This window comes from Eubacterium barkeri (genome assembly GCF_900107125.1).
GTDB classification, from domain to species: domain Bacteria; phylum Bacillota; class Clostridia; order Eubacteriales; family Eubacteriaceae; genus Eubacterium_O; species Eubacterium_O barkeri.
Genome location: NZ_FNOU01000005.1, coordinates 82,163 through 104,417, shown reverse-complemented (window position 1 = coordinate 104,417; position 22,255 = coordinate 82,163). Strand labels below are relative to the sequence as shown.

At 49.4% G+C, this 22,255-nt stretch carries 20 protein-coding genes; 9 read left to right on the top strand and 11 right to left on the bottom strand.

The window, feature by feature from the left end; translation table 11 throughout:
- The first annotated feature begins 26 nt into the window (after nt 1-26).
- The 3 genes from BLU30_RS04675 to BLU30_RS04665 are packed head-to-tail and all read left to right on the top strand — an operon-like array spanning nt 27 to nt 2,266.
- Nucleotides 27-794 carry an ABC transporter permease gene (locus tag BLU30_RS04675; protein ID WP_242873508.1) on the top strand — a complete coding sequence of 256 codons (768 nt, stop codon included), beginning with the start codon at nt 27-29 and terminating at the stop codon, nt 792-794.
- Nucleotides 781-1,560 carry an ABC transporter ATP-binding protein gene (locus BLU30_RS04670; protein WP_090243971.1) on the top strand — a complete coding sequence of 260 codons (780 nt, stop codon included), beginning with the start codon at nt 781-783 and terminating at the stop codon, nt 1,558-1,560. Before BLU30_RS04675 ends, BLU30_RS04670 begins: the two co-directional genes overlap by 14 nt.
- Nucleotides 1,517-2,266 (top strand): Rossmann-like domain-containing protein, encoded by a 750-nt coding sequence (locus BLU30_RS04665; protein ID WP_090243968.1) that lies wholly within the window; start codon nt 1,517-1,519, stop codon nt 2,264-2,266. The genes BLU30_RS04670 and BLU30_RS04665 overlap by 44 nt, the downstream gene beginning before the upstream one ends.
- A gap of 91 nt (nt 2,267-2,357) precedes the next feature.
- Here the strand turns inward: BLU30_RS04665 and BLU30_RS04660 are convergent, their stop codons facing one another.
- The 3 genes from BLU30_RS04660 to BLU30_RS04650 form a co-directional block, all read right to left on the bottom strand.
- Nucleotides 2,358-4,271, bottom strand: a complete 1,914-nt coding sequence (locus tag BLU30_RS04660) for an ABC transporter ATP-binding protein (RefSeq protein ID WP_090243966.1) — start codon at nt 4,269-4,271, stop codon at nt 2,358-2,360.
- Nucleotides 4,228-5,967 carry an ABC transporter ATP-binding protein gene (locus BLU30_RS04655; RefSeq protein WP_090243964.1) on the bottom strand — a complete coding sequence of 580 codons (1,740 nt, stop codon included), beginning with the start codon at nt 5,965-5,967 and terminating at the stop codon, nt 4,228-4,230. Before BLU30_RS04655 ends, BLU30_RS04660 begins: the two co-directional genes overlap by 44 nt.
- A 91-nt stretch (nt 5,968-6,058) precedes the next feature.
- Nucleotides 6,059-6,499 carry a MarR family winged helix-turn-helix transcriptional regulator gene (locus BLU30_RS04650; protein WP_090243963.1) on the bottom strand — a complete coding sequence of 147 codons (441 nt, stop codon included), beginning with the start codon at nt 6,497-6,499 and terminating at the stop codon, nt 6,059-6,061.
- 145 nt (nt 6,500-6,644) lie between these two features.
- Here BLU30_RS04650 and BLU30_RS04645 point away from each other — a divergent pair, with 145 nt between their 5' ends.
- Nucleotides 6,645-7,298: a pentapeptide repeat-containing protein gene (locus BLU30_RS04645; protein ID WP_090243961.1), complete on the top strand. Its 654-nt coding sequence runs from the start codon at nt 6,645-6,647 to the stop codon at nt 7,296-7,298.
- 11 nt (nt 7,299-7,309) lie between these two features.
- Here BLU30_RS04645 and BLU30_RS04640 read toward each other — a convergent pair whose 3' ends face one another.
- The 8 genes from BLU30_RS04640 to BLU30_RS04605 form a co-directional block, all read right to left on the bottom strand.
- A complete protein-coding gene (locus BLU30_RS04640) occupies nt 7,310-8,761 on the bottom strand; it encodes a helix-turn-helix domain-containing protein (RefSeq protein WP_090243960.1) in 1,452 nt (483 codons plus the stop codon).
- Nucleotides 8,762-9,023: 262 nt separating this feature from the next.
- Nucleotides 9,024-10,676 carry a sensor histidine kinase gene (locus tag BLU30_RS04635; protein ID WP_090243959.1) on the bottom strand — a complete coding sequence of 551 codons (1,653 nt, stop codon included), beginning with the start codon at nt 10,674-10,676 and terminating at the stop codon, nt 9,024-9,026.
- Nucleotides 10,673-11,347 carry a winged helix-turn-helix domain-containing protein gene (locus BLU30_RS04630; protein ID WP_090243957.1) on the bottom strand — a complete coding sequence of 225 codons (675 nt, stop codon included), beginning with the start codon at nt 11,345-11,347 and terminating at the stop codon, nt 10,673-10,675. The genes BLU30_RS04635 and BLU30_RS04630 overlap by 4 nt, the downstream gene beginning before the upstream one ends.
- Before the next feature lie 2 nt (nt 11,348-11,349).
- Nucleotides 11,350-12,018, bottom strand: coding sequence for a phosphate signaling complex protein PhoU (gene phoU / locus BLU30_RS04625; RefSeq protein WP_479691028.1), 669 nt, complete (start codon nt 12,016-12,018; stop codon nt 11,350-11,352).
- Nucleotides 12,015-12,764 (bottom strand): phosphate ABC transporter ATP-binding protein PstB, encoded by a 750-nt coding sequence (pstB, locus tag BLU30_RS04620; protein WP_090243954.1) that lies wholly within the window; start codon nt 12,762-12,764, stop codon nt 12,015-12,017. The genes phoU and pstB overlap by 4 nt, the downstream gene beginning before the upstream one ends.
- A gap of 12 nt (nt 12,765-12,776) precedes the next feature.
- A complete protein-coding gene (pstA, locus tag BLU30_RS04615; protein WP_090243952.1) occupies nt 12,777-13,610 on the bottom strand; it encodes a phosphate ABC transporter permease PstA in 834 nt (277 codons plus the stop codon).
- Nucleotides 13,607-14,458: a phosphate ABC transporter permease subunit PstC gene (gene pstC, locus BLU30_RS04610; RefSeq protein WP_090243950.1), complete on the bottom strand. Its 852-nt coding sequence runs from the start codon at nt 14,456-14,458 to the stop codon at nt 13,607-13,609. Before pstC ends, pstA begins: the two co-directional genes overlap by 4 nt.
- A 75-nt stretch (nt 14,459-14,533) precedes the next feature.
- Nucleotides 14,534-15,403 (bottom strand): substrate-binding domain-containing protein, encoded by an 870-nt coding sequence (locus BLU30_RS04605; protein WP_090243948.1) that lies wholly within the window; start codon nt 15,401-15,403, stop codon nt 14,534-14,536.
- 206 nt (nt 15,404-15,609) lie between these two features.
- Here BLU30_RS04605 and BLU30_RS04600 point away from each other — a divergent pair, with 206 nt between their 5' ends.
- From BLU30_RS04600 to BLU30_RS04580, 5 genes are all read left to right on the top strand, one after another.
- Nucleotides 15,610-16,005, top strand: a complete 396-nt coding sequence (locus BLU30_RS04600) for an HsmA family protein (protein ID WP_090243945.1) — start codon at nt 15,610-15,612, stop codon at nt 16,003-16,005.
- Nucleotides 16,006-16,225: 220 nt separating this feature from the next.
- Nucleotides 16,226-19,012, top strand: coding sequence for a cation-translocating P-type ATPase (locus BLU30_RS04595; protein WP_090243943.1), 2,787 nt, complete (start codon nt 16,226-16,228; stop codon nt 19,010-19,012).
- The gene (locus tag BLU30_RS04590; RefSeq protein ID WP_090243941.1) at nt 19,009-19,740 is read left to right on the top strand and encodes a hypothetical protein; all 732 of its coding nucleotides are present in this window, start codon (nt 19,009-19,011) and stop codon (nt 19,738-19,740) included. The genes BLU30_RS04595 and BLU30_RS04590 overlap by 4 nt, the downstream gene beginning before the upstream one ends.
- An 85-nt stretch (nt 19,741-19,825) precedes the next feature.
- Nucleotides 19,826-21,181 carry an APC family permease gene (locus BLU30_RS04585; RefSeq protein ID WP_090243939.1) on the top strand — a complete coding sequence of 452 codons (1,356 nt, stop codon included), beginning with the start codon at nt 19,826-19,828 and terminating at the stop codon, nt 21,179-21,181.
- Nucleotides 21,182-21,221: 40 nt separating this feature from the next.
- Nucleotides 21,222-21,953: a DUF5131 family protein gene (locus BLU30_RS04580; RefSeq protein ID WP_242873507.1), complete on the top strand. Its 732-nt coding sequence runs from the start codon at nt 21,222-21,224 to the stop codon at nt 21,951-21,953.
- The last annotated feature ends 302 nt before the right edge of the window (nt 21,954-22,255 follow it).

Here is a 22,255-nt window from a genome sequence, read left to right as displayed (position 1 = left end):
ACTTCAGATTTTCAGGAATCTGTTTAGTGGCAACCCTCCTGTCTATTCTTTTTATCGGGGGAAATGTCCTTGTCATTGCCCTTCGGGGGGCTTCTAGCTTAGGGGAATGCCTCTTTGATGCCGAGACCCTTTTTGCCATTGGACTGAGTATTCGGACGGCGTCCGTATCCAGCCTGATTTGTTTTGTGCTGGCCATTCCCACAGCCTATGCCCTTACGCGAATCCACATTCCCCTTCGTCCGGTGGTGGAGGTTATTTTAGAGCTGACGTTGTCCCTTCCATATATAGTTTTAGGGCTGAGCCTCCTTATTATTTTTGCATCACCAGTGGGGAAGGCGTTGAAGGAAGCGGGATTCCCGGTGGTGTTTAATCAAAACGGAATTGTTGTAGCCCAGCTGGCCGTTAATTTACCCTTTGCCATCAAGCTGGTGGTGACGGCTTTTAGTGGTGTGGACCCTAAGTTAGAGCGGGCTGCAGGGCTTTTGGGGGCAACGCCAGGGCAGTGTTTTGTCACGGTGCTTTTGCCCCTGTGTAAAAATACGCTCATTTCAGCCTTTATTCTGGTTTGGTCCCGGGCTCTTGGGGAATTTGGGGCAACGCTAATGTTAGTTGGCATTACACGTATGAAGACAGAAACACTACCGGCCAGTATTTATCTCAATGTCAGTACAAATAATTTAGGTGCGGCCCTGGCCAGTGCTTTCATCCTGTTGGTGATCTCAGGTATTTCCTTAACGATTGCGAACACCCTTACCGGATCAAAGGGATGGGGAGGACGATATGGAGAAATCTAAGGAGCCACTGGTTGATGTCCGGGGATTGAATCTCTCCCGAGGGGATTTTTGCCTGAAGGATATCCACTTCACGATTCATGCCGGGGAGATTTTGGCGATCATTGGGAAAACCGGGGCAGGAAAAACCATGCTCCTTGAGACCATTGTCGGGTTCACCACACCATCTTCCGGGGAAGTCCGGTATGGAGGGATTGAGATTCAACAAATACCACTTTACGCCCGAAATATTGGTTATTTGTATCAGGACTACAGCCTGTTTCCACACCTTACTGCAGAGGCAAATATCGGCTACGGCCTTAAAATGAGGGGCCTGTCGAAAAAGGAGATTCGGAAAGGGATTGAAGAAATTGCCAATCGCTTTGGCATCACCCACGTGCTTGGGCAGTACCCGGGAACACTCAGTGGCGGGGAAGGACAACGGGTGGCCCTGGCCCGGGCTCTGATCACCAGGCCGCCCCTGCTCCTTTTGGATGAGCCCTTTTCAGCACTGGATCCTGTGACAAAACAAGGTTTCTACAGGATGCTCCGGGAAATAAAGCAGGACTTTGGCTGTGCGGTGGTGTTTGTAACCCATGATTTTATTGAGGCAGCGGCCTTAGCAGATCGTATCGGTGTGCTGTTGGGTGGTCGCCTCTGCGGCATTGTTCCAAGCCATAGACTTTATACAGAAGATTGGTCTCCAGAGGTGCAGGCTTTTCTGGGGATGGGAATGGAGGAGAAAAATGACAAAAAAACAATTGTACCAAAAGCTAAAGACTGCGTTTAAGGCGGTTCTGGCAGAGGCAGAAATCGGAGATGAGGCGGTGACGGTGGTGTGCCGGGCACTAACGCCAAAGGAAGCCATTGGGACGACCAGGCGCCAGGATTTCCCCATTATCACGGGAAAGGATGTTATGATTGAGGCACAATTCAGGGGATGCTGCGGACAGGCCTTTACGGAGGCACCCGCTTATTTTACGGGATCTCTTTCTGAAATTTTAGCCTTTGATATTTTTGAAAACACCAGTAACCGGGGGATTTTTATTGCGACGGTCAATGCAGTCATGGGTGCCCTTGGTTATTGCGCAGGTACGGTCCATTGCCGCACGGAGGGGCCGGAATATTGTGCCAGGAAGATGCAGACTTATCTCAGGGCCCATTACCCAGAGGCCAGGCGAATTGGCCTTGTCGGCTATCAGCCGGCGTTACTTGAGATGTTGGCGTGCAGTGGCTACCAGGTTAGGGTGTTAGACTTAAACCCAGAGACGATTGGGCAGATCCGTTACGGGGTGTTGGTGGAGGATGGCGAAGAGATGAAAACCGATATTATTGGAGACAGTGACTTGATCTTAGCCACGGGGAGCACACTGTGCAATGGGACCATTGTCGATTATATGGATCAACCGGTGCCGGTGCTGTTTTTTGGGATTACCATTGCGGGAAGCGCCCGGTGGCTGGGCGTTGAACGGGTATGCTTTGCAGAGGAGCTCTAGGTAAAACCAACCGGCAGATGAAACTAAAAAAGAGTCAATCCAGGGGGAATATATCCCGGATTGACTCTTTTAGACATCCCACTGGTTTTCCTTATTCCAATTCCAGCCCCCCAGTATACAGCTGGTAGTATTCACCGTGCTCGTTCATCAAGGCGTCATGGTTCCCGCGCTCGATGATGCGGCCTTGTTCCATGACCATGATGGCATCGGCATTTTTAATAGTGGAGAGGCGATGGGCAATGACGAACACCGTCCGGCCAATCATCAGGCTGTCCATGCCGGCCTGGACCAGGGCTTCCGTTCGGGTATCGATGCTGGAGGTGGCCTCATCCAGAATCATCACCGGGGGGTCCGCCACGGCGGCCCGGGCGATGGAGATGAGCTGGCACTGCCCCTGGGAGAGGCTGCCCCCTTCGCTGTCCAGCTGAGTTTCATAGCCCTGGGGCAGGCGCCGGATAAAATCATCGGCATTGGCCAGCCGGGCTGCGGCCATGACTTCATCGTCACTGGCATTGAGATTTCCATAGCGAATATTTTCCATGACGGTGCCAGTAAAGAGGTTGGTGTCCTGGAGGACAATGCCCAGGGAGCGTCTCAAATCTGGTTTTTTAATTTTATTGATATTAATCCCATCGTAACGAATCTTTCCATCGGCGATATCATAAAATCGGTTGATGAGATTGGTAATGGTGGTTTTTCCAGCACCAGTGGCCCCGACCAGGGCTAACTTCTGTCCCGGCTCCGCGTAGAGGGTAATGTCCTGAAGGATTGGCTTATTGATGACATATTCAAAATCTACATTGTAGAATCGAACCTCACCCTTTAGCTCGTGATAAGTCACACTGCCATCAGCTTGATGGGGATGCTTCCAGGCCCACAGACCCGTACGGTGGTTGGCTTCCACCAACTTGCCATCCCGGCGGCTTACATTCACTAAGGTGACGTATCCCTCATCCTCTTCCGGGGCTTCATCCATAAGGGTGAAGATTCGTTTCGCTCCGGCCAGGGCCATAATGATGGCATTGAGCTGTTGGGAAATCTGGCTCACGGGCATGGAGAAGTTTTTGGTTAAGGTGAGGAAGGCCACCAAGCCCCCCAAAGTCAGAGGGGTAATGCCGTTTAGCATGAGTACAGCGCCGACAATGGCCACCAGAACGTATTGCAGGTTGCCGCAGTTGGCCATAATGGGCATCAGAATATTGGCATAGGTGTTGGCTGCTGCTGCATTTTTAAAGAGGTCCTCGTTACGGACATCAAAGCCCGCCTTGGAGGCTTCTTCGTGACAGAAAACTTTGACTACCTTTTGACCGTGCATCATTTCTTCGATATAGCCATTGACCACACCGATGGAATCCTGCTGTCGAACGAAGTAGCGGCTGCTGGCTCCCGCAATTTTGCCGGACAGCATAATCATCAAATAGATGGTTACAAGGACCAGAATAGTCAGGGGCCAGCTGGTGAAAAGCATGGCGAAGAACACGGACACGATGGTAATGAGGGAGCTAAAGGTTTGGGGGATGCTCTGGCTCATCATCTGGCGCAGGGTATCTGTATCATTGGTATAATGACTCATGATATCGCCATGGGAATGGGTATCAAAGTAGCCGATGGGCAGGCACTGCATCCTTTTAAACATTTCATCCCGGATGTCCTTTAGGATACTCTGGGCGATGGTGACCATGATCCGATTGTAGAACAGGGTGGACAGCACCCCCATGAGATAGATGCCGGCCATCACGCCAATAGCCCGGAGCAGGGGAGCGAAGTTCGGCACCGCCTGGGTAAGCATGGGGGTGATATAATTATCGATGACATTACCGATGAAAAGGGAGCCGGCCACACTGGCCAGGGCGCTTAAAACAATGAGGATCAGGACGGCAGCAAAGCGCCATTTATAACGTCCCTGTAAATAGCCCATGAGTCGGCGGATGGTTGCGCCATCGACCTGATCAACACCTTTTTTATGCAGTTTCAAGGGTATCACTTCCTTTCGTTTGGGATTCATAGACCTCCCGGTAAATGGGGGAGGTAATGAGGAGCTCGTCATGGGTGCCCGTGGCGCTGATGGTGCCACCATCCATAACGATGATCCGATCGGCATCCTCTATGGAGGAGACCCGTTGGGCGATGATGAATTTGGTGGTGCCAGGAATAACCCGCTTAAAGGCATCCCGGATTTTAGCATCCGTTGCCGTATCCACCGCAGAGGTGGAATCGTCCAAAATCAAGATCCTGGGATTCTTCAGAAGGGCCCGGGCAATACATAGCCGCTGCTTCTGTCCACCGGATACATTGGAGCCCCCCTGCTCGATGTAGGTATTGTAGCCATCGGGCATCCGATGAATAAATTCATCGGCACAGGCCAAAGAACAGGCCTCGGCAATTTGGGCATCGGTGGCATGGGGATTTCCCCAGCGCAGGTTTTCGGCAATGGTGCCGGAGAAGAGGACATTCTTCTGAAGAACCATGGCCACTGCGTTGCGCAGGGTCTCAATATCATAATCCTTGACGTTGATACCTCCGACTTTCACGGTGCCCAGGGTGGCATCATAGAGTCTGGGAATGAGCTGGACCAGGGAGGATTTGGCACTCCCGGTGCCGCCGATGATGCCAATGGTTTCACCGCTTTTAATATCCAAATCAATCTTTTTAAGACTTAGCTTATGGGGGTCTGCCGCATAGCTGAAGCTGACATCCTCAAAGCGAACCGAGCCGTTTAAAACCGTGGTGATGGGGTTGGTGCCATTTGTAAGGTCGCTTTCCTCCTTTAAAACCTCGGTGATCCGCTCAGCGGAGGCCTCAGCCATGGTAATCATTACAAAGACCATGGACAGCATCATCAGGCTCATGAGAATCTGCATGACATAGGTAATCATACTGGTTAAATCCCCGGTGGTCATGGAACCGCCGATGATGAATTTAGCACCAAACCAGGCGATGGCCAGCATACAGGCGTACATGACGCATTGCATCAGGGGCATATTGAAGGCGAGAATTTTTTCGGCCAAGGAAAAATCCTTGAATATCTTCTGGGAGATCCCTTCGAATTTTTCAATTTCATGATCCTCCCGAACGAAGGATTTAACCACCCGAATACCTCGGAGATTTTCCTGAACCACGTTGTTGAGCTTATCGTAGGTTTTAAACACCCGCTCAAAGACCGGATGGGCAAAGCGGATGATGAGGTATAAGCCAATGGCCATAACAGGAATAGCACAGAGAAAAACTAAAGAGAGCTTGGCGTTTAGTGTAAAGCTCATGGCCAGAGCACAGACGAGCATGACTGGGGATCGTACCGCCACACGAATAATCATCATATAAGCGTTTTGGACGTTGGTGATATCCGTGGTCATCCGGGTAACCAGGCTGGCCGTAGAGAATTTATCGATATTGGAAAAGGAAAAATCCTGGACGCGATAATATAAATCATGACGCATGTTTTTGGCAAAACCCGCTGAGCCACTGGCGGCGTATTTACCGGATAAGGCCCCAAAGGCCAGGGAAATCATAGCCGCAATAATCATGGCAATGCCGTAGGTTAAGGTGGCGCTCATGCTACCAGCGTTCAGGCCAGCATCGATAAGCCGGGCCATGAGGAGTGGAATAATAACCTCGAGGATAACCTCAAGGGTGACGTAGAGGGGGGCAAGCAGGGAATCTTTTTTATATTCCCGAATACACCCCGCAAGTGTTTTGATCATAATGGGCCTCCGTAATAAAATGTAAGTGTCCTAACAATATGGGTAAAGAAGAACGTATGAAGCGAAAGAAAAAACCGCGCGGGGCGGCCGGTCACTCTAAATTGTGCTTTATCCGCTCAACGGTGCGGTAAAAACAGTCAAGATCTTCTGGCGGAATACCACGGGTTGCCAAAGCCTCCAGTTGAAGAATCGTCGCATGGATTCGCTCATGGTGCTTTCGTGAGCGCTCTGTGAGGACGATTTTTTTCAGCCGCGCATCATACTCAACAGGGATACGGGTGATCCAGCCGTTCTTTTCCATGAGCTGTAAAATACCCGTGGCCGTGGAACGGCGGATCGAGCATTCCTGTTCAATATCTCGTTGGAAGATATCCTCGTCCTGGTGGGCGTAAAGGTAGCCGATAATGTATCCCTGGGTGCTGGTTGGCAGAACACCATCCTCAGGAAAGGTGGCGATGGCCGCATTCATACGCCGCTTAAAAAGGTGGCTGAGGGATTTGACTTCAAACCCGACGGTAGGGTGGGAAAACATGTGAACCTCCGATGAAAGTTGTTAGGTTACTAACATTATACGATAGCCCATAGCCATTGTCAACCACCATAATTTCGATTAAGCTTTCCTTGACGGCAGGAGGGATCAGCCGTAGAATAAAGGACACGAAGAGGGAGGAGCGACCATGAAAAAAATTGAAGCCGTTGATCTAAGGGATGATTTGGAGATGCTGACCGATTTTGAAAAGCGTGTGGATGAGGTTCTTGCCCAGGAAGAATGCCTGGGGGACTGTGTGATCAAAGGGGTCCTGGGATCGGAACAGGATTTTTTAGAATTAAGTGTTGAAAATGCACGTTTTGAAAATTGTCGCCTGCTGGATTGTTCCTTTAAAAAAAGCAGCTTCAAAAATGTCAGCTTTCGGAATTGTGATTTCTCGGGCAGCCGGTTTGAAGAGGCTTACTTTAGCCAATGTGAATGGACGGGCTGTAAAGCATTGGGGAGCAGCTTTAGCCAAGGGGTTTTCAAAAATATCCTGATGGCTGATAATAATATGAAGTATACAGATTTTGATGGCTCCCAGTGGCGATGGGCACACTGGGAGGGGGTGGATTTTACCGGGGCCTTTATGACCCAGAGCCGCCTGAAGGATCTGGAGGTTTTGACGTGCAATTTTACACAAACGGCATTTTTTAAAACGCCACTAAAGGGATTGGACTTAACAAGCAGCATCATCGAGGGCATCCAGGTTTCCGATACCCTGGGTGAGCTGCGGGGAGCCCGGATTGATCCCTTCCAGGCGGCAGGGCTGATGCGGATTCTGGGGATTGAGGTAGTGTGATCAGTGCCCTTTTACAGGCGATTTGATTCGAGACGCGCAATTCGTTCTTCAACCATGGCCACGGATTCCGGAAGATCGTAAAGGCACTGATAGTCCCCCAGATTTTCCCAGAAGGAAGCAAAGGCTTGGACGAGATGGGGCTCATCCAAATAAGCCGTCACGATGGATTGATCGCCAGGGATATTGGAATGAAAGGTCATGAGCAAATGCTGCGCCATAGTCGTGATGACAAGGTTAAGATGAAGATGGACTTGATCCATCTTCATGATCCGGAAACGTCCTGTTTTTATCTGGAGGAGGACCTGCTTTAAGAGATAGAGGCGATCTACAGGGGCGAGGGGATGATAAAAATCATCAGGAATCTCCGGGGTTCGGCCGGTCTCTACAAAATAATCTAAACCCTGGGGGGTGAAGCTGGTTAACAAAGATTTGGTCTTAAGAACCCTCTCCCGTTGCCTGCCAGTGTAATCTAAAAACAATTGAATAAGGGCCTCCCGCTGGGGAAGGGCATTGCAGATGGTGCGATTCAGTATATCTTCTGTTACAAAGGGTAAGATGCAGGGAATCGCTTCAATGACACAGCAGGGTTCATTGAGGATATTGGAGTAAACCGCCATTTCTTCCATAATACCGTAACACTGCTGGTACATGGGGATACAGTGTCCCTTTAGACGCTGGGTGTAGGATCGCAGCTGGTTTAGGGCATCCTGGGTTTGGATGAAAAAGCCAGAGGTACATTGGGCATCGAATAAAACAGCACCCTGGCGGCTAAGAACAAGGCAAGGATAGAGGCTGTAAGGACTAAAATGGGCAAGGACATCATCGTAGTAGCAAAAGGCCCGATAGCCCCGGTGACGGGATAACAATGCCAGGGATTGTTTCAAACAATCAATATTGTAGGTCGCGGATGAGGCATCGCCATTGGTATTATCCAGGCAGAGTAAATGAGTCATTAAGAGTTCCCCATGGACATCCAGTTGATCGATGATGCTGTATAAGTTGATACAGTCGGGCTGGGTGATGAGCTCCAGACTACCGTCTTCGATTTGCACGGCCTCAGAAACGACACGAAAGAATGCTGCAGTGAGTGCCGTCGGGGTGTCCAGCGTGGTAAACTTACAATGATCTGTTACCATGGAGACTCTGGGGGACCAGGGACAGTCAAGGGGCGTGGTCGATAGATTAAAGGAGTTCATCAAGGCGAGAATACTCTGATGCTGGGCATAACACACCTCGCCATGGAGGGTGGCATAATAGGCATCAATCAGAGCCGTGGTCTCCGCTGGATTGAGCTGCAAAAATTGGCAGATGGACTGAACCTGTGTAAGAGAAGCTGGTGGCCGGGTGCCCTTCATGATCCGGTAAAGGGTAGAACGGTCGTAGTCCAGAAACCGGGACAGGGCTGCAATTTTAACATGCTTTGATTCAATATATTGGGTCAAGCGTTCAGAAAATAGACTCATGATTTATTTTCCTTTCATTTCCATTCTTATTGTTGTATTTTAGCACAATGGTACGGTCTGGTCATTAAAAATTTCATGGGAATGTCGAAACCCTGCCCACAAATCATGCCACATCTTGTAATTTATCAGAAGTTCACTTAGAATAGAGGAGCAAACAGCATTCCGGCTACAAATAAGGTGAAATGAAAAATGCCACGGCATCCGAAAAGGTGCCATGGCATTTTTTCTTTAGAATAACACCCCCATGATGTGGGGAAAGGAATCAGGTGAAGACAATGGTAAAGGTACTGCCTTCACCTGGGGTACTGTCGACCTCAACCTCAGCGTGGTGGATCATGGCACCGTGTTTGACGATGGAAAGTCCCAGACCCGTTCCGCCGGTTTCCTTGGAATGGCTTTTATCCACCCGATAGAAGCGCTCGAAAATCCGGGCTAGATGTTCTTCGGGGATTCCAATGCCAGTATCCTTTACCCAGATGACGGGATGGTTATAATCCATGCCAACGTGGATTTCTACTGAGCCACCCTCCTGATTGTAGGCAATGGCATTGTCGCAGAGGTTAAAGACCATCTCGTAGAGGGTCGGTGCAATCCCATTAATGGTGACTGGGGCCCCCGTAAGGGTAAGGGCGACATGGTGCTTATCGGCTTTCTTTTGGAGGCTATCCCGGACATTTTTACACAACTGGTAAAGATCAATGGGCTCAAAGGCTTCACTCATATCGGATTCATCCAGGCTGGACAGCCGGATGATATCTTGAATGAGCGTGAGGAGACGGCTGGCTTCAAAATGAATTTGACCAGCAAACCGATTGATATCCTCTGGCTTGGCCAGGCCACTTTCCATAATTTCAGAATAGCCCAGAATAGAAGTGAGGGGGGTTTTCAGCTCGTGGGATACATTGGCAGAAAACTCCCGGCGCATCTTTTCAATGTTTTCCCGTTCGGTGACATCGGTAATGAACAGAACCGCCGCATGGCTGCCATCCCCAGCATCCACCGGACTGGCGGACAGTTCATAGAAGCGGCTGTTTCGCTTCATGCGGATATTGGCCTTTTCGCCCTGGAGGACTGTTTCAATAAGACTAACAAAGGGATTTTCTCGACAAAGCTCAAGATAAGTGCCATTGTAGATTCCGCCTTCAAAAAAGGCCTTGGCACTACGGTTGAGGGAAAGAACATGACCGTTACTGCCGAAGATAGCCAGGCCATCCCCCATGCTTTCAGTAATTTGGTCGAATTCCCGCTGCTTATCTGAAAGGGCCTGCATTTGCTCATTAATTCGCTGCCGCTGGCGATCCAGCCGCAGCAAAAGGGGCGAAAGTTCCTCATAAGTATCATTCTCCAGGGGATGGTCGAGATCCAAATGGTTAATGGGCATGAGGATGGCTTTGCTGATGGAATGGCCAACCCAAAGGGCGGCAATCATCACAGCCACCAGCAGGAATGCTAAGAGGGATGCCGAGCTTCCAAAGACACCAAGGGTACTCCGGGTGGTGATGGCCAGCCGAAGGATATTGCCGCTGTCCAGTTTAGTGGCATAATAATAGGTGGATTCATCCAGGGTTTTAGACAAACGGCTGTCAGAGCCCTTTCCCGTTTCCAGGGCCGCTTTGACCTCTGGTCGGTTGCCATGGTTTTCCATTTGACTCTCAAAGGCATTGCTGTCGTAGAGCACGGTGCCGTCTGGAGAAATCAGGGTAAGGCGGGTGTTGCTGTCTTTGCCCACGCTTTTTAAATAGGTGACATCATCCAGGGTTTTCATAGCCTGTACCAGGTAGCCCGATTCTGTTTCCAAAGCCTGGCGGGTTTCACTGACAAAGCTGTTGTATAAAACCGGGATGATCAGTCCTGAGGTTAAGATTAAGGTTAACAGGGCAGTAAAGAAGATACTGCCGGAGATTCGTTTTTTCATGTGTGGCCTCCTATGCGGTAGCCGACGCCACGAACGGTTTCGATGATGGAGTGCTCCTCGCCTAATTTCTGTCTCAGTGTCCGGATATGGACATCTACCGTACGGGTTTCACCGTCAAAATCGTAGCCCCATACTTTAGAAAGGAGCATGTCTCGGGTAAGTACCGTGCCGATATTATGCATCAGCAGGTTGAGAAGATTGTATTCCTTGAGTGTCAGATCCACGGGGGTACCGTCTACAGTCGCTTGGTGGGCCCGTTCGTCGATGAGGATGTTTTTATAGGAGAGAATCTGGCTGGATGGATGGGGGGTGCTTCTGCGAAGCACCGCTTTAATGCGGGAGAGCAGCTCCATCATGCCAAAGGGCTTGGTCACATAGTCGTCGGCACCATTGTCTAAGCCGATGACCTTATCGTACTCGGCACTTTTTGCCGTGAGCATAATAATGGGGATTGCCTTAGTCCGTTCGTCTTGTCGTAATTTTTTAAGAATTTGGATACCATCTTCACCAGGAAGCATGATATCCAGCAGGATGAGCTCAGGAAAGGGATCAGATAAGGAAGAAAACAGTTCGTCACCTTGTTCGAATCCACAGACCGTATAGCCGGAATTTTGCAGGGTATACATGACCAGTTCGCGGATACCGGAATCATCCTCTACAATATAAATCATGGTTAGGACCTCTCGGTGGTAATGGGGACCTCTCCATGTTCGCCAGTGATGGAAAAGACCACCCACCCAGCAATATTAGTGGCATGATCACCAATACGTTCTAAGTATTTGACAATCATAAGAATATCCAGGGCCTGGGCTCCCAGGGTTTTATTCCCTGCGATAAGCTCAATGAGGTCATCCCGAATTTTGATGAAATAGGCATCTACCACATCATCTGCAATGAGGACCCCTTTGGCCATTTCTAAATCCCGTTTGACATAGGCGTCAATACTATTGGTTACCATGGCAATGGTCGCTTTCGCCATCTCTGGAATGGGGATAATTTCAGCATAGTGGCTGAGGTTAGAGGAGCTGACGATTTCAGCAATATCCGCAGCCTGGTCGCCGATGCGTTCCATATCGGTAATCATTTTAAGGGCAGAGGAAATCAGACGTAGATCCCTGGCAACAGGCTGCTGCTGGAGGAGGAGTCGCAGGCAGAGGTCTTCGATATCCCGTTCCATCTGGTCGATTTCATCATCGGCAAGGATGGCTTCCTTGGCCATGGCGGCATCGTTTTTAGTAAGAGCCTTACAGGCCCGGGCAATGGCCGTTTCACACAGGCTGCCCATGGCAATTAAATCATTGTTTAGTTTTTCTAATTGTTCATCAAATCGATTACGCATCATCCGAACCTCCCTGTAATATAATCTTCGGTTTTCTTATGAACGGGGGTGGAGAAGAGAACCTCCGTCTCGTTATACTCAATCACCTCTCCGAGCAGGAAGAAGGCGGTACGGTCTGAAATCCGAGTGGCCTGCTGCATGGAGTGGGTAACGATAATGATAGTATACTTTTCTTTCAGTTCAATGGCAAGGTCTTCAATCTTTGCCGTTGAAATAGGATCAAGTGCCGAGGTCGGTTCATCCATGAGGAGGACCTCCGGCTCTACGGCTAAGGCCCTGGCAATGCAAAGCCGCTGCTGTTGGCCACCGGATAAACCCAGGGCGCTTTTCTTAAGGCGGTCTTTAAGTTCCCCCCAAATAGCAGCCCCTCGTAGGGATTTTTCCACAATATCATCGAGCTGGGCTTTGTTTTTAATGCCGTGGGTCCGGGGTCCGTAGGCGATGTTATCATAGACACTCATGGGGAATGGATTGGGCTTTTGAAAGACCATACCCACCCGCTTACGCAGGAGGTTGACGTCCATCCCCTTATAGATATCTTCACCATCCAGGGTAATATCCCCGGTGATCTTACAGCCCTCAATCAGATCGTTCATCCGGTTCAGGGTTTTCAAGTAGGTCGATTTTCCACAGCCCGAGGGGCCGATTAAGGCGGTGATTTGATTTTCCGGAAGCCCCAGGTTAATATCCTTTAAAGCGTGGAAATCACCGTAAAATAAATTGAGGTTTTTGGTTACGATTTTATCCATATTTTTCTCCAATTAGTTACCGCCACTGGCGATTTTTTGAGCGATTTTATCCGATAGTAAATTCAGCAGGATGACGATGACGAGGAGCACCACTGCCGTGGCATAGGATTGGCCGGTGTTTAGCCCTTCACTCCATAGCGCATACATATGGATGGCCAGGGTCCGTCCAGAGCCCATGAGGTTGGGGGGGATCTGGGCCACGGTACCTGCTGTGTAAATCAGCGCTGCGGTTTCCCCAACAATTCGACCGACGGCCAACACGATTCCGGCAAAGATCCCCGGAGAGGCGGCCGGTAAGATAATACGAAATACGGTCCGCAGCCGTCCGGCGCCCAGGCCAAAGCTTCCTTCCCGATAGCTATCCGGCACAGATTTCAGCGCTTCCTGGGTGGTACGCATAATCAGGGGAAGGATCATGATGGCCAGGGTGCAAGAGCCTGCCAACATGGAATAACCCCAGCCCAATGTAGTGACGAAGAACAGCATCCCGAAAATCCCGTAGACGATGGAGGGAATCCCCGAAAGGGTTTCGGTGGTAATGGCCACGAATTTAACCAGTATATTACCACGTTTGGCATATTCTTCCAGGAAAATAGCCGAACCGATGCCCAGGGGCACAGAAATTACTAAAGTTACGGCAATCATAATAATGGTATTGACCAGGGCTGGAAAAAGGGAAACATTCTCGGTGGTATATTTAAAAGCAAATAAATCCAAAGAGAGATTAGGAACCCCCATAATCAAAATGTATAATACCAGAAAAGCCAGGATGCCAATGGTCATGATGGCACCAAACCAAACCAGACCCTTTAATACCTTAGCCTGTATTTTACTTGATTGGGTCATGCGTCAGTCCTCCTTTTTAAGATGGAGAAGCATAAATTAATAATCAGGATGAATACAAAAAGCACCACGGCTGTTGCAATCAGGGCTTCTCGATGGAGGTCAGCGGCGTAGCCCATCTCCAAAACAATATTTGCCGTTAGGGTGCGAACACCTTTTAGCAGGCCCCTCGGCATTGCCGCCTGATTCCCTGCAATCATAATAACAGCCATGGTTTCTCCGATGGCCCGACCAACCCCAAGGATTACTCCAGCTAAAATACCGGATTTGGCTGCGGGCACGACAGTAAAAAAGACAGAACGCTCATGGGTAGCGCCCAGTGCCAGAGCCCCTTCATAGTAGCTGTTCGGCACCGCTCGCAGTGCGGATTCACTGACACTGATGATGGTAGGAAGGATCATAATACCCAGAATCAGGCAGGCAGCCAGCATACTTGTACCAGAACCGCCAAAAATCCCTCGGATCATAGGGACGAAGACCATCAGTCCAAAAAAGCCGTAGACAACAGAAGGGATACCAGCCAGTAAGTCTACGGAGGGTTTTAAAATCTTGTAAAGCCCCGGGGGGCAGAAGCGGGCCATGAAGATGGCAGTTAACAAACCAATGGGGACCCCGATGACAATGGCTCCAGCGGTGACGTAAATAGAGCCCAGAATCATGGGGAGGATACCATAGAGGTTATTGCTTGGCTTCCAGACCTCGCCGAAAAGGAAATTGAAGAGCCCAATCTTCGCAATGGCGGGAATGCCATTGACGAAGAGGAACAAGCAGATCATTATAACGGCAAGGATGGAAACACAGGCGGCGGCGATGAACACGCCCTTCATGAAATTTTCTCTCAATTCTTTCATCGATAAAATGTCTCCAATATCAAATTTACAAAGAAGGCTCCCTCCGAAGAGGGAGCATACAAATGGGGAAGGGCTTTAGTTTGCGGGAGTGACTTCATCCCAGGTGGTGATGGTTCCGGTGTAGATTTCCTTGACCTGATCTTTTGTCAGATTGTCCACACTATTATCTTTATTAACGATAACAGCGATCCCATCGGTAGCGATAACCGTTGCCGTAACACCCTTGGATTTTTCACTGTCCTTTAACCCACGGGATGCCATCCCGATATCGCAAATGCCATCGACGGTGCTATTGACACCCGTGGTGGAATCACTTTGCTGAACTTCGATTTCGGCGTTGGGGTTAACCTTCAGGTAAGCTTCTTTCAATTTCTCCATTACAGGGGTGACAGAGGAGGAACCCGCAACAGTAATCTTACCGGCAGGCTTGGTTCCGGCATAAGCGCCATTGGTCGAGGCCTTGATATAGCCTGTTTCTTCAACGATCGCCTGGCCATCAGCAGAAAGAATGTAGTCCACGAAATCCTTGGACACATCGGATAAACCCTCTTTAGTAACGATGTTAAACGGACGGGAAATTTTGTAACTCCCGTTGTCGATGTTTGCAGCAGTGGCTTCAGCCCCATCGATTTTTACCGCTTTGACGGTATCGTTGAGAGAGCCCAGAGAAACATAGCCGATGGCGTCTGTGTTGCCGGCGACACTGGTCAGCATGACAGAGGTACTATTGGTGATATCCGCAGAATCGATGGTTTTATCGACTTTGTTACCGGCGGAGTCTTTTTCTTCAATACCAAACAATTCGATGAAAGCGCCCCGGGTACCGGAGCCATCCTCACGAGAGATGACAGTAATGCTCCCGCCACTGGCAGATCCGCCACCGCAGCCGGCCAGGGTGACAGCCATTAATAATGTCACACAGAGAAGGGTAAATGCTTTTTTCATAATAAATGTTTTCTCCTTTTATTTATCATTTACGATGGATTTATTGTATAAAAGCTTTGTTAAAACCAAAAGACTAGTTATGTTAAATACAGGTAAAGTGAGGGGAAGTCTTAAACTCAATTGAAGTTCAGATTCAGGAGTTTACAGGTCATACTAATAGGGTTAAACTAAAGAAGAACACGTATGAAAGGATCGGTTAAACAGAGATGGATATGAAATTAATTTTTGCAATTATTGCCATTACCCTGGCATTGGTTTTTTACACCATTGGTGTATTTGGGGAGCGGCGGGAGAAGCGCTTATTAAAATGGCATGTGGTCATCTTTTGGATGGGTCTGGTGTGTGACACCACCGGAACGACCCTGATGTCGGTTATTTCAAGAACTGGTGGCGGGGGGATGAGCCCCACTGAGCTGGCTATTCATGGCGTTACCGGAGCCCTGGCTATTGCGCTGATGCTGTTCCATGCCATTTGGGCCACTTGGACTTTGAGTAAAGGCAACGCCCACCAACAGGAAGCCTTCCATAAATTCAGCCTCTTCGTCTGGCTGGTCTGGCTCATCCCATACTTTATTGGCATGTTTATGGGAATGGGAATTTAGGGCATTACAAGGATTTTTTCTTGACACCTGAAAGTCCTTCAATTACAATAGAGGGACAAAAGGGAGTAGTTAAAACACTAAAGTCAACAGACTGGCCATTGGCCTGGCTTTAGGACCTGAATGGTAACGAGACTTTTGGTACAATTTTGTACCAAAAGTCTCGTTTTTTTTCATGTTAGGGAACAGAACTATAAAAGTGTACACTGTAAGAGGAGGAAGAATGCAAGCATTTAGAGAGAGTGCAGAAGCAGTATTGTCTAAACTGGGTGTTGATCCCAGCAGTGGCTTAACGCCAGAGGCGGCAGCGGAGAGCCGGGCGGTAAATGGCGCCAACACCTTTACGAAGGCAAAGGCAAAATCGGTTTGGAAGAAAATTTGGGATGCGTTAACAGAGCCCATGATCATCATGCTTCTCACCGCCGCAGCCATCACCCTGGGGGTGAATTTCATCCGTCTATTCACCGGGGGACAAACCGAGTTTATTGAATGTATCGGTATCTTTGCTGCTATTTTTTTAGCGGTTGGGGTGACGGTGATCATGGAAGGCCGTTCAGAAAAGGCCTTTGATGCCCTGAACAAAATTAATGAAGACGTCCAGGTCAAAGTCATCCGAGGGGGCGGCGTTACCCTTATCAGCCAGAAGGAGCTGGTGGTTGGGGATATTATGGAAATCGCCACTGGAGATATGATTTCCGCGGATGCCAGACTTTTGGACACCCAGGAGCTGCGGGTGGACGAGTCCTCCCTCACCGGAGAGAGTAACCCCGTTAAAAAAGATGGAAACCTGATTTTCGACAATCCCAAGACCCCGGTGGCGGAACGGGTAAACATGCTGTACTCCGGCTGCTTTGTCACCGGGGGGAGCGGTACTGCTGTGGTGACCGCTGTGGGAGACGCCACGGAATTTGGCAGCATTGCCCGGGAGCTGTCAGTGGAAGGGGATGGCAAGACCCCCCTCCAGGAAAAGCTGGACCGCCTGGGTAAGCTCATTACCATTCTGGGGGCGACGGCAGCCGCCATCGTCTTTACCATCCAGTGTATTATCTTTTTATCAAGCGGCACCTTTAATCTGGACACTGTATCCGAGGCTTTTATCACCAGTATCGTCCTGATTGTTGCAGCGGTCCCTGAGGGACTCCCCACCATTGTAGCGGTATCCCTGTCTCTGAACATCATCAAGATGGCGAGACAGAATGCCCTGGTGAAAAAGCTCATTGCCTGCGAAACCATTGGCTGTATCAATGTGATCTGCTCGGATAAAACCGGGACACTAACGGAAAACCGCATGACGGTGACGGATATGGTCATCGCCTCCCATAAAAATAATTGTGGCCGGGCCTGTGTCAGCCCTGAAGACTGGCCAGAGGGCGTTTGCCAGCGCCGGATACCGGCCTCAGAAATTAACGATGTTCATTTGATTGAGAACTTCATTTTAAATAGTACTGCGGACATCGAAATGGACGGGGAGACCGTGCGCTTCATTGGGAATCCCACAGAGTGTGCCCTGATTACCGCCTATGAAAAATACAATGGCGGTGAAGGCACCGATGCCACCCTTCCTCGAAAAACCTACGATGCTATCCGGAAGGATGCCACGGTTTCCTTTGTATTCCCGTTCTCTTCCGAGACGAAAAATATGACTACTATTATTGAAGTGGACCAGGGGTTTATGGCCTATTCCAAGGGAAGTCCAGAGAAAATTTTATCCCAATGTGCCTTTGTGGAGGTGGATGGGGTCAATGAGCCCATGAATGGGGATTACAAAGCCCAGATTGAAGCCGCCATGGCGGGCTTTGAACGCAAGGCTAAACGGGTACTGGCCTTTTGCCATCGCCCATTAACCCAGGAAATGCCCATCACTGCCCTGGAGGAAAGACGGGTTTCCATTGAATCGGATATGGTTTTTGATGGCTTTGTGGCCATCGCCGATCCACTGAGGGGAGATGTGTATGAATCTGTAGCACGGTGTCGGGCCGCGGGAATTGAGCTGAAAATGCTCACGGGAGATAATAGCCTGACGGCTCAGGCCATTGCCGAGGAACTGGGTATTTTAAAGGCTGGGGAACAGGTGGTGGAAGCGGCTAGCCTGGAGGATTTAACCGAAGAGGAACTCAAGGCCCGTCTGCCCCAGATCCGGGTGATTGCCCGGAGTACCCCAACGGTGAAAATGCGGGTGGTTTCTGCCCTGAAGACACTGGGTAATGTGGTGGCGGTCACCGGCGATGGCATTAACGATGCCCCGGCTATTAAAAAGGCAGACGTGGGGATTGCCATGGGCATTACGGGGACCGAGGTGTCTAAGGAGGCCAGCGATATTGTTTTATTGGACGATTCCTTCTCCACCATTGTCAAGGCGGTGCAATGGGGCCGGGGAATTTTTGAGAATTTCCAGCGCTTTATCCAGTTTCAGCTGACGGTGAACCTTTCGTCGGTCATCGTCGTGCTCACCAGCATCCTATTGGGGATGGCATCACCCTTCTCCGCTTTGCAGCTCCTGTGGATTAATATCATCATGGATGGTCCGCCGGCCCTTACCCTGGGGCTTGAACCCATTCGGGAGGATCTTCTGGGCCGGCGCCCCATCCCCCGGGATGCCAGCATCGTCAACGGCAGCATGATGACCCGGATCACTTCCAATGCGGTCTATGTGTCCATTATCTTTATGCTCCAGGCACTCTTTAATATTCTGGGGGGAACACCCGGGGAGCAGTACACTATTTTGTTCACCCTCTTTGTGGTCATGCATCTCTTCAATGCTTTTAATAGTAGAGAATTGACGCCGACGAGTATTTTTAAAAACTTCTTTAACAATCGGCTGATGCTGCTGGTCTTCGCCCTGACCTTCCTGCTCCAGGTGGTCATCACCCAGTATGGCGGGATCTTCTATGGGACTATTCCCCTGTCCTTCACTATGTGGCTTAAAATTATTGGATTGGGACTTTCTGTTATTCTGGTGTCGGAGGTGGTAAAGGCTGTTCAGCGGGGATTTCAGAGGAAAAAAGGATGATGATGAAAAAATATACGACGCCAATTATTATCAGTATTCTATTTGGGATTTCTGCCCTTATTTACGCAGTGCAGTTCTTTGTTTTCCATGATTCCCGGGATACCTTCTTTTACTTGCTCCAGGACTGGGCCTTTCTCCCTGTCCAAATTGCCGTGGTGACCATTGCGGTGGGGAAGTTGGTGGAAAGCCGGGAAAAAAGGGACCGTCTGGAGAAAACCCAGATGCTTGCCAGTACCTTCTTTAGTGATTGTGGGATGCAGCTGCTTCGGGATATGTTGTCTACGGTTACCAACAAGGAGGTGCTGCACCCCTGTCTATCCATCCAGGAGGATTGGGGGGATCGAGAATTCAGAGGGGCGGTTCAGTCCATTAAAGACTGTCGGTTTACTTTTTGTCTTCATCCGGACTGTTTGATGCGGTTAAAGGCGTATTTTGAAGAGAAAAATATGTCCATGTTGGTGATTATCTCAAATCCTGCACTTTTAGAGCATGAAGAGTTTACGGATATGCTTTGGGCCATGTTTCATCTAAAGGATGAGCTGAAGGCAAGGGATGATTTTGAAAATCTTTCTGAGATGGACCAATATCATTTGAGAGAGGATATGGAACGGGCCATGCGTGGGGTTTTAATCAATTGGGTGCGGCATATGCAGCATATTAAAAAAGAGTATCCTTACTTATTTTTATTGGAAATCAGCCAGGACCCCCTGGCACTTGAAAAAGCATAAAACACATAGTTTGGGATTAAAGACTTGTCATTCAGGCAATTACTCATTATAATAGTTGTAGTTCAAGATGAGAGAGGAAAGCATTGTGGAAAATAAACTCAAAGAAAAATATGGGCTTTTGACGGCCATTTGCCTGGTAGTGGGTATCGTTATTGGCAGCGGCGTCTTTTTTAAAGCGGAGAAGGTATTAAACGCCACTGGCGGAAATTTGCCTCTGGGTATTTTGGCCTGGGGTGTCGGGGGGATGATCATGATCATCTGCGCCTATACTTTCTCAACCCTGGCGACCCGATATTCTTTTGTTAATGGGGCACTGGATTATGCGGAGAATATTGTGGGAGATCGCTACGGCTACTTTATGGGCTGGTTCATGGCGACGATTTATTATCCTGCAATGACATCCGTACTTGCCTGGGTATCTGCGCGGTATCTCTGTGTATTGCTGGGATGGGATATTACTGGAGGGGCATGTATGGCGATTTCAGGAGTTTTTTTGATTTCGGCCTTTGCTCTAAATACCCTCGGCCCCATCTTGGCTGGAAAGTTCCAAGTTTCTACGACTATTATCAAATTGATTCCGCTGTTGTTGATGGGCCTTGTGGGTTTGGTCGTTGGCCTGTCCAATGGGATGACCATGACTAATTTCACCACGGTAGTGGATACCTCCATTAGCCCTTCTGGTGGATTTTTGGCGGCTGTGGTAGCCACAGCTTTCGCCTACGAAGGGTGGATTATCGCCACCAGTATCAATGCGGAGCTTAAGGATCCGAAGAAAAATTTACCCAAGGCGCTGGTACTGGGGACCATCACCGTCGCAGTGGTGTATATTTTATATTATGTGGGGATTGCCGGGGGCATCAGCAATGCCGATATGATGGAAATGGGGGCAGAGGGTACACAGCAAGCCTTTGTGAATTTATTCTCTTCCATCGGGGGCACGGCTTTATTCGTCTTTGTTATCATTTCCTGCTTAGGAACCCTCAATGGGCTGACCATGGCCTGTTCCCGGGGGATGTACAGCCTGGCTGTCCGTAATCGCGGGCCGAAGCCGGAGCTGCTTGCCAATGTTGACCGTCAAACAAACATGCCGGTTAACTCGGCCGTAATGGGGTTGGTGTTCTGTGGCCTTTGGCTGGTTTATTTTTACGGTGCACAACTTGCCTCGGAGCCTTGGTTCGGAGCCTTTTCCTTTGATTCCTCGGAGCTGCCCATTGTCACCATTTATGGGATGTATATCCCCATTTTCATTATGGTCATGATCCGGGAGAAAAGCGAGCATTGGATGAAGCGTTTCGTTATGCCTGGTCTCTCCATCATTTGCTGCCTGTTCATGATTGCCGCGGCATTCATTGCCCATGGTGTAACGGCGGTTACCTGCTATATCATTGTCTTTGCCGTCATCCTGCTCATTGGGGCACCGTTTTTACGGCAGCACTCCTAGGGTGTTTTAAAGGCAGTGCTGGAGAAAGGGTGGAGCAGACATGAGGCCACTGAGGCAAGAGATGGTTTGGAATCCCTGGCATGGCTGTCATAAATACTCGGAGGGTTGTGCGCATTGTTATATGTTTCGGCGGGATGAATCCATTGGGAAAGACCCCACTCGTGTGGAGCGAACGAAGAGCTTTCAGCTTATCATTGCCCGGGATCGAAAGGAGCGTTATAAAGTGCCCTCCGGAACCCTGGTTTATGTCTGTATGACCTCCGATTTTTTAATTGAGGAGGCTGATGGCTGGCGTCCGGAAATCTGGCAAATGATGGCGGACCGGCCGGATTTGGATTATATGATCATTACGAAGCGTATCGTTCGCCTTAAAGACATGCTGCCCCCTGATTGGGGAGGTGGGTGGCCCAATGTGGCCGTGGCCTGTACCATAGAAAATCAGCGACAGTATGATTTCCGTTATCCGATTTTCAGAGATCTGCCCATTGCCCATAAATTTCTGGCCTGCGAACCCCTCCTGGGACCCATCACCATGCTGGGGCTGGATAACCGGATCGAAGGGGTGGTGGCCGGTGGTGAGTCGGGCAATGCCGCCAGATCCTGTGATTTCGACTGGGTTTTGGATCTGCATCGCCAATGCCATAATGTTGGCGTGTCCTTTATCTTCCGCCAGACCGGGGCCCGTTTGAAGAAAAACGGCATCACCTATCGAATTCCAAGGCGGCGGCAGCATGAACAAGCCCGAAAAGCGGGCTTGGATACAGAGCTTTAATGCATGAATGTTTTTTAGTGGAGCCTTGACACAGTGAGGGCCTTAAGATATAATTTCAGTTAACGTTAAGAGTGTTTTTCAATGCTCCGATAGTATAAAAATCCAATAAAGCCGCACAGGAAGAAAGATGGGGAATCCCAACTGGTTAAAACCAACTGTAAAGTCAGTAGATTGACCTGTGTCACCACCATACCATTTTCTGGAAATGGGTGTTTTATTGGAAAATCATAGCGTAAACGTAAAGCACCCGTCCATGGGAGATATGGACGGGTGCTTTTGTTTTACAGAAGCAGACTGTGATG

Coding starts and splice junctions, on each gene's coding strand:
- BLU30_RS04655 (WP_090243964.1), bottom strand. CDS start 5,967: ATGATCAAAACACTTGCGGGGTGTATTCGGGAATATAAAAAAGATTCC.
- BLU30_RS04580 (WP_242873507.1), top strand. CDS start 21,222: ATGAGGCCACTGAGGCAAGAGATGGTTTGGAATCCCTGGCATGGCTGT.
- BLU30_RS04590 (WP_090243941.1), top strand. CDS start 19,009: ATGATGATGAAAAAATATACGACGCCAATTATTATCAGTATTCTATTT.
- phoU (WP_479691028.1), bottom strand. CDS start 12,018: ATGATGCGTAATCGATTTGATGAACAATTAGAAAAACTAAACAATGAT.
- pstC (WP_090243950.1), bottom strand. CDS start 14,458: ATGAAAGAATTGAGAGAAAATTTCATGAAGGGCGTGTTCATCGCCGCC.
- BLU30_RS04645 (WP_090243961.1), top strand. CDS start 6,645: ATGAAAAAAATTGAAGCCGTTGATCTAAGGGATGATTTGGAGATGCTG.
- BLU30_RS04605 (WP_090243948.1), bottom strand. CDS start 15,403: ATGAAAAAAGCATTTACCCTTCTCTGTGTGACATTATTAATGGCTGTC.
- pstB (WP_090243954.1), bottom strand. CDS start 12,764: ATGGATAAAATCGTAACCAAAAACCTCAATTTATTTTACGGTGATTTC.
- BLU30_RS04640 (WP_090243960.1), bottom strand. CDS start 8,761: ATGAGTCTATTTTCTGAACGCTTGACCCAATATATTGAATCAAAGCAT.
- BLU30_RS04660 (WP_090243966.1), bottom strand. CDS start 4,271: ATGAATCCCAAACGAAAGGAAGTGATACCCTTGAAACTGCATAAAAAA.
- BLU30_RS04650 (WP_090243963.1), bottom strand. CDS start 6,499: ATGTTTTCCCACCCTACCGTCGGGTTTGAAGTCAAATCCCTCAGCCAC.
- BLU30_RS04630 (WP_090243957.1), bottom strand. CDS start 11,347: ATGATTTATATTGTAGAGGATGATTCCGGTATCCGCGAACTGGTCATG.
- BLU30_RS04595 (WP_090243943.1), top strand. CDS start 16,226: ATGCAAGCATTTAGAGAGAGTGCAGAAGCAGTATTGTCTAAACTGGGT.
- BLU30_RS04635 (WP_090243959.1), bottom strand. CDS start 10,676: ATGAAAAAACGAATCTCCGGCAGTATCTTCTTTACTGCCCTGTTAACC.
- pstA (WP_090243952.1), bottom strand. CDS start 13,610: ATGACCCAATCAAGTAAAATACAGGCTAAGGTATTAAAGGGTCTGGTT.
- BLU30_RS04600 (WP_090243945.1), top strand. CDS start 15,610: ATGGATATGAAATTAATTTTTGCAATTATTGCCATTACCCTGGCATTG.
- BLU30_RS04665 (WP_090243968.1), top strand. CDS start 1,517: ATGACAAAAAAACAATTGTACCAAAAGCTAAAGACTGCGTTTAAGGCG.
- BLU30_RS04670 (WP_090243971.1), top strand. CDS start 781: ATGGAGAAATCTAAGGAGCCACTGGTTGATGTCCGGGGATTGAATCTC.